Origin of the sequence: Ponticaulis profundi (assembly GCF_042659465.1) — a bacterium.
Lineage (GTDB): Bacteria > Pseudomonadota > Alphaproteobacteria > Caulobacterales > Hyphomonadaceae > Ponticaulis > Ponticaulis profundi.
This window is the reverse complement of sequence record NZ_JBHSSW010000024.1, coordinates 1-5,866: the sequence shown is the minus strand read 5'-3', so window position 1 is coordinate 5,866 and position 5,866 is coordinate 1. Positions and strand designations below refer to the sequence as shown.

The 5,866-nt window shown below is 54.5% G+C and carries 8 protein-coding genes; 5 read left to right on the top strand and 3 right to left on the bottom strand.

Features of this window, described 5'->3' with window-relative positions:
• Positions 1 to 666 (top strand): helix-turn-helix domain-containing protein (locus ACFQDM_RS13645; protein ID WP_377379921.1); only part of this gene is annotated, 666 nt, incomplete at its 5' end.
• Positions 667 to 925: 259 nt separating this feature from the next.
• On the opposite strand, the gene ACFQDM_RS13640 is transcribed toward ACFQDM_RS13645, so the two are convergent.
• Positions 926 to 1,201 carry a hypothetical protein gene (locus ACFQDM_RS13640; protein ID WP_377379919.1) on the bottom strand — a complete coding sequence of 92 codons (276 nt, stop codon included), beginning with the start codon at positions 1,199 to 1,201 and terminating at the stop codon, positions 926 to 928.
• Between the two features lie 338 nt (positions 1,202 to 1,539).
• On the opposite strand from ACFQDM_RS13640, the gene ACFQDM_RS13635 reads away from it, so the two are divergent.
• The 4 genes from ACFQDM_RS13635 to ACFQDM_RS13620 all read left to right on the top strand — a co-directional run bounded on the left by ACFQDM_RS13635 (position 1,540) and on the right by ACFQDM_RS13620 (position 4,490).
• Positions 1,540 to 1,866 carry a hypothetical protein gene (locus ACFQDM_RS13635; protein WP_377379917.1) on the top strand — a complete coding sequence of 109 codons (327 nt, stop codon included), beginning with the start codon at positions 1,540 to 1,542 and terminating at the stop codon, positions 1,864 to 1,866.
• A gap of 113 nt (positions 1,867 to 1,979) precedes the next feature.
• Complete coding sequence (locus ACFQDM_RS13630) at positions 1,980 to 2,414, top strand: LexA family protein (RefSeq protein ID WP_127899893.1); 435 nt, start codon at positions 1,980 to 1,982, stop codon at positions 2,412 to 2,414.
• An 11-nt stretch (positions 2,415 to 2,425) separates the two neighbouring features.
• Positions 2,426 to 3,715: a Y-family DNA polymerase gene (locus ACFQDM_RS13625; protein ID WP_377379915.1), complete on the top strand. Its 1,290-nt coding sequence runs from the start codon at positions 2,426 to 2,428 to the stop codon at positions 3,713 to 3,715.
• Positions 3,716 to 3,929: 214 nt separating this feature from the next.
• On the top strand, positions 3,930 to 4,490 hold the full coding sequence (locus tag ACFQDM_RS13620) for a hypothetical protein (RefSeq protein WP_377379913.1): 561 nt from the start codon (positions 3,930 to 3,932) through the stop codon (positions 4,488 to 4,490).
• Positions 4,491 to 4,753: 263 nt separating this feature from the next.
• Here the strand turns inward: ACFQDM_RS13620 and ACFQDM_RS13615 are convergent, their stop codons facing one another.
• Both ACFQDM_RS13615 and ACFQDM_RS13610 read right to left on the bottom strand, forming a co-directional pair.
• On the bottom strand, positions 4,754 to 5,623 hold the full coding sequence (locus ACFQDM_RS13615) for a hypothetical protein (protein WP_377379911.1): 870 nt from the start codon (positions 5,621 to 5,623) through the stop codon (positions 4,754 to 4,756).
• A gap of 2 nt (positions 5,624 to 5,625) precedes the next feature.
• Positions 5,626 to 5,866: hypothetical protein (locus ACFQDM_RS13610; RefSeq protein ID WP_377379909.1), on the bottom strand; the 241-nt coding region annotated here is incomplete at its 5' end.

Below are 5,866 nucleotides of genomic sequence, written 5' to 3'. Positions count from 1 at the left end.
GCAGGCGGCACCCCAATTCGTCGCAACTCTCGGCGGGTAGGATCGTGCGAAGCATCTTTCTGGCATGGCACGTCGCGTCAGGAGGTTCAGAAAATCCTCCGTGCTGCGCAACGCTATGAGCTGGAAGGCAAGAAACCCGGTCGGCGCAATGGCCCCTTGGGTGGCGTGGCACTGGAGCTTCTGACCCTTTTCGCCAACCTTGTAAGCTTCAAGACAGGCCGACTGGACCCTTCACTTGACTGGATCACCCGAAAGCTGAAGCGGTCGCGTGACGCGGTTGTTCGCGCCATGAAGGCGTTGCGCGATCATGGCTTTCTGGACTGGCTACGCCGGTACGAGCCGACCCCAAATGAAGGTCGTGGGCCGCAGGTCAGGCAGGTCAGCAATGCCTATCGCCTGTCGGCACCTAAACGCGCCCTGGCGCTTTTGGGACGTTGGGCAAGCCGTCCCGCTTTGCCCGAGGATGAGGGACGCGAGCAAGCTGATCGCAGCGCCATGGAGGCAGAGTTCAAAGCAACATTGGATCTCAGTAGCTACGCCACCTTCCAGTGTGGTGACTCGCCTCTTGGAAAAGCTCTCGCACAGCTGGGAAAATCCATTGATTTACGCGAGTCCGCTAAGCGGACTGAATCCCAAGCTACCTCTTATTCTTATGCTGCGAGCTAGTACCGACAGCCCGTGTCATATCAAGCCGCGTGCTTAGAGCAGCACCGATCCCCATGATATGCGCAGTAGAAGCATGACCGTTACAGATAATGCCTCGACCGGAGTTCTTGGTGCGATGTTGCATGGCTGGAGAAATAAGCGTGTAGAAGCCGAACAGCGTTACAAGGCCGTTTCATGCCATGAGAGCGTAGTAGGCGAGTTTTTCAGCCGTGCATGTGTGGATCAGACTGATTCAGAACGATGCAAAAGGAGAGCATCGTTAGGCGTTTCTGCGATACCAAGCACGCTGGCGGGCGTGACGGATCAACAAAAATCCTACGCCAAGCAGGACAACGGCGCCTTCCCATTCACCTGTAACGAGCGCCTGGACGCCAAGGACGCCCAAGAGGATGCCAATATAAAGGCCCCGTCCCTTGCGACGGTAGTTGGCGCCGCACGCCGCACAGACCGTGTAGCCTCCACTGACCTCCGTGCCGCAGTGCCCGCAAAAGCGAGACGCGACCGTTTGGGTATCATGATGATGAACATGCGTCATTGTCATCGTCCTCGCTCTTGCTTCCGTGCCGCCTTTTCCGAGCATCGCACCGGGTTTTCAACCTGCGCCAGATCGCATTGTAGGCTTCTATAACCTCCATCTTGCGATGTTCGGCTTCAAGAAGCTCATTCCGCTCAATCGGCGTCAGGTGATCTTTCCAAGACATACGCCCATAGTATGCTATTATTTAGCATACCTGTAGCTGTATCCGTTACAGTCAGTGATAAATTTATGGTTGTTTTTGGCAATAGCTTTACATTTAGGTCAGGAATACCTTACCTCATCCGCCGCTCATAATTGTGCTGGCTAGGCCGCAACCTGTCGTGACGGAACTGATGATGAAAGAGAACCTAAAGCTGCTATTCGACCTCCTGCCCCCACCAGGTACAAAAGGCTTTCTGGTTCTGGAGCATCTGACCGCTGCAGAACTGCAAGATCGCGGACAGGAAACAGAGGCAGACAGTGTTATCAGGCTCAGCCTGTGCAGCACGAGGGAGGGGGAAAATCCGGTTCCAGTCTATGAACTTCTGCTGTCCGAGGATGAAAGCCATAACCCTATCGAGGCCCACAACCGCATCAGGACATGGGCTGCTGGCTTCATGATGGGTGCGAACTATGCTGGAGAATCCATCGGGCTTGTCATCAAGTCCACGCAGGGAGCCTGAATGTCCGGAATGAGAGCCCAAGTCAGGCTTAGGAGCTAACTTTTCTCATCCGTCCTTGACGCCGCAGGGGGTGTTCGGGTTATGGCTAGTGTTCCCGTATTGTTCTAATAGTCATGACCCTGCACCTCAGCCCTATCAAGATCACGCTCATCGACCGGCATGTGCCTTTGGCATCCATGCCGGTTCCAGCCGGTTTTCCGTCACCCGCCGCGGATGATCTTGAGGATACGATCGACCCGATCAAGTGGGTAGTGCGGCATGAGCATGCGACCTTCTGGTGGCGCGTGTCCGGCGATAGTCTGGAGGCAGAGGGCATCCTGGACGGCGACCTGATCGCCGTGGATCGCGCAGGAAAGCGCCGCCATGGCCGCATCGTCGTTGCGGTGGTCGATGGTGCCATTACCGTCAAGAAGCTCGCCAAGCGCGATGGTGTCTGGTTTCTCGATCCGCGCGCGCGCGCGGATGGCTATGCCACAATCCCGGTCACGGAGACGACCGAGATATGGGGAGTTGTCGCCGGCGTCGTGCGCCGCCTGCCCATAGAATAGGGGCGGTCCTGGTGGAGCAATCCGACCGCCCCATTGCACTGATCGACTGCAACAACTTCTATGTCAGCTGTGAACGCCTGTTTGATATGTCGTTACGCGGCATTCCTGTCATTGTTTTGTCCAACAATGACGGCGCAGTAGTTGCCCGTTCGGACGAGTCTAAAGCACTCGGAATACGCATGGCCGAGCCAGTCTTTAAGATCCGTGATCTGATGAAGCGGCATGGGGTCAAGGCTATGTCGTCTAACTATGCGCTTTACGGTGACGTAAGTCGCAGAGTCTCTGAGGTCCTGCACAGCTATTCCCCGCGCCTTGAGACATACTCGATTGACGAGAGCTTTGTCGATTTATCTGGCTTTGGGGATCGCATGGAGACCCATGCTGCCCAAATGAGGGATGCAGTCAGGACCGAAACCGGCATCCCGACCTGCGTGGGTATCGCGCCCACCAAGACGCTTGCCAAGCTGGCGAACTATGCCGCCAAGAAGAACCCGCTTTTTTCCGGGGTCTGCAATCTCATGGACCAGGACGTGCGGGACTATGTAATGCGCCGCATTCCTATCGGAGAAATATGGGGCGTAGGGTCCGCGACCGAGGCCAAGCTGAAGGCCCAGGGGATCAACTCTGCCGCCGAGCTGCGCGACCTGCCTTTGGCCTTAGGTCGGAAGATCGGCACGGTTGTTCTGGAACGCCTGGTGGCCGAGCTGCGCGGGGTGTCCTGCGTCGATTTTGAGGACGTGGCCCCGCAGCGCAAGGGTATGGCTGTCACCCGCTCCGCGGGCACGCCCATGACCAGCTTCGATACGCTGGCCCAGGCCATCAGTGCCCACGCCACGCGGGCGGCCGAGAAGCTGCGGCAGCACGGCTTGGTGGCAGGCACGATGACAGTTTTCTACCACACCAACCCGCACAAGCCCGACAGGCCGCGCCATTCCTTTTCGCGCAGCATTCGTCTGCGGCCCATGTCCAACCACACGTTCGACCTGGTGGATGCCGCCGTGGCGGCCGCGCGGCGGGGCTGGAAGGGCGATCCGTCAGGGAATGGCTACGGCTATACCAAGGCCGGGATCATCCTCGATGACCTGCTGGCCGAGGCCGACCGACCCGCCATGCTGTTTCCCCCGGATCGACCGCGCGACGCGCGCCTGACGGACGCGCTCGATGCGATCAATGACCGTTTCGGCAAGAAGACGATGGTGCTGGCGCGGGAGGGGGTCAACCGATCTTGGGCGACGAAGGCGGATCACCGATCGCCGCGCTACACAACGCGGATCAGCGAGCTGCCGACTCTGAAGGTCTAATAAAGTGTCGCCCTAACTAAAAAGCCTTCGTAAGGTGCAGGTCACGGCGTGCGGAGATTGGCCATGCGATGGATGTTCGCTTTTGGAAATAAAGATTAATGAAATAAATTGAGATAGCATCAATAGAGCCATAGAGACCCGTGCCGAGTGGAAGTTGAAGTTAGTAAAAAATCTATCTAGGCTGTTTTAACTAATCAAATGATGGAGGGAAACAATGAGCCGTGCAAGAACGATCATATCGACTGCGATTCTTATGTCGCTATCTCAAGCTGCTTTTTCCCAACAAACGGATCCAATAAAACAGAAAGAACTGGAAAAAGCTTTTTCAGAACTAAATATAACTTTGATGCCAACTGCAGACAGTCGCGGGTTTTCGAGTAAAATAGAGAATTGTGTAATTTCAATTACCAGATATTTTTCGCGTGTGAGGGTTGGAACTATGGCGGGGGATGTTTTGGATGTTAACCCACCCGCGCCAGGTACTATGATGGAAATCGATCTTAGTGCAATTGACGTAGCTGCGACGAAAGATGCAAATTATGGCCGCATTGGTATATATTGTATTCCTGAAAGAACTTGCGTCTATAATAGTCAATATGAATACATCGGATACGTTCCAGGAACGCCATACCCGAGCGTTCCAAAGGCGAGGGTGGCGTCAACAAGCGATTCTGCATCATTCTTATTTTATTCTCCGCAAGTCAGTACGGATCGTTTCATATCAGGAGTTTCACAATTGGCAATTGCATGCGGAGCGCCCGTCTTACCATTTTAAAGAGGCCGACGTCCCTCGTGTCTTTCGGTCTAGGGCTGATCGCCCTGGACCGCCCGCCCCGAGGGACCGCGCTCTAGGCTTGGCCGGCAATAGCCGGCCTGCGCCCCGAGCCTATGCCCCTGCCCTTCCTTTGCGCTTGGTCCTGGCCGGTTGTCTCGTTCCTAACTTGCCCGTGCAGAGGCGCAATAGTCAGGTCAGCGGCACAGTCTCGGCCCTTCGGGTCACGATCGCTCGCGCAAGGCCGGACCTTCCTCTGTTCTGTGCTAACGTCCTCTAGCAAGGTTGAGCAGGGCATTTTCTCTTATGAGGTAATTTTGGAAGAATGTTGCAAGACCTGTTTCTGTCATTACTTCCAAATGGGAAACCGTATAAGAGCCTCCTGGCATTATACCTCTATATTCTCTACTAATAAATATCGAAGCTCTATCAACTTGCGCCGGTGGGCCTTCCTTTGAACCGTTATCAGAATAGTTAACGGTCCAAAGAGTTCCATCAGGAATCACTACGATAGGCAACGCCATTGCCCAATGTGGTTTTTTTGAACCTACTATGTCTACAAGTTCGTCGTCTGAAATTTGATCTACTAAATCGTCAAGAGATTGAAGCGCCTGCGACCACTTATCAAAAAACTCGGCGTCGTTTACATGCAGGTCATCTTTATTGGCATAGCGCCCTACCTGCGCGGTGCTCTTTCCGACTGGTTCGCCCTTTGGATATAAAGCGCTAGTCCCAATGCGCATGCCTTGCATAGCTGAAGGTATTTGCATTGTTGGAATATCATATGGAGTATTCTGATAAGGGTCTTTATTTTTAGTATGAAAAAAGACCTGATGGAAAGCCTCAGAGGCCCTGCGATGCACACATGATACTAGAAGTGGAAAGTGTAGACCGATCGACTTACATTCGATAGCAGCTACAAATGTTGCGGCGCCTTGAGTTAGACCCACCCGTAGGTCAAATTCCCGGTATTTTTTCGTGTCAGGATCTCTGTACTGCCCACCATGCTCGCATGAGATACCCATTTCGGTAAGCATCTTAAGGATGCGTAACTCGAACGAAAAATCTGAAGCTTCGTCGAGGTATTCTTCTAAAGCGTCTAAACCAATAGGGTCTTTTTTTAGCTTCGTACTCAAGTTCAGCTCCAATATATTTTATCCCATGGCAGATCATACTTGAGAAAGCCCGGCTGGTCGCCGGGCTTGTGTTTGATCCTGCGGACGGGCCGGGGGATCGACGCGGGCCAAGGCCCACGCTCACCCCCACCCCGACGATCTTTCATTTCATATCCGCCAACAGACCTGATCGGCCCTGTCAAAAGACAAGCGCCGCCTGCGGCGTCGTCTCCACCGGGGGCCGTGTCCTCGCCTTCGGCTGCG